Source organism: Chryseobacterium sp. JV558 (assembly GCF_033712365.1).
Taxonomy (GTDB): Bacteria; Bacteroidota; Bacteroidia; order Flavobacteriales; family Weeksellaceae; genus Chryseobacterium.
The window spans coordinates 1-507 of sequence record NZ_WJHU01000032.1 but is presented as its reverse complement, the minus strand read 5'-3'; the positions used below and the strand labels follow the sequence as shown (position 1 = coordinate 507).

The 507-nt window shown below is 44.0% G+C and carries 1 protein-coding gene; it reads right to left on the bottom strand.

The features are described 5' to 3' along the window. Positions 1-507 (bottom strand): condensation domain-containing protein (locus tag GFU89_RS23235; protein WP_318849383.1); only part of this gene is annotated, 507 nt, incomplete at both ends.

The window sequence follows — 507 nt, the reverse complement described above, 5'->3', positions numbered from 1 at the left end:
TGTAGCATGTGCATGGTAAAGAGACAAAAGCTCACGGATCATAACCTGAAGCGACCATCCGTCACTGATGATATGGTGCATGCTGTAGGCCAGAACCAGTCTTTCAGGGGAAAGACGGAAAAGACCTGCTTTAAACAATGGACCATTATATAAATCGAACGCTTCGGTGATATACTCAAAGATCTTTTGTGATGATTCATCAGCTTCATTACGATCCTGGAAATCAAAATAGGACACGTGGAATTTATCCGGATCAGGATCAAGAATCAACTGACGGATATCACCCTGATCATTGGACCTGAACACCGTACGTAAAGACTCATGACGCACGATCAGATCCCAATAAGCCAATTCAAAAGCTGACTGATCAAAACCTGAATCAAATTCATACACCCCGTTTACATTGTAAGCAAGGTTAGCATCCTCAAACTGGCTCAAAATCCACATGCGCTTCTGCGAGGAAGATAATGGGTAATCTGCCTGGACAGGCGCCTGAGGAATAGAGGC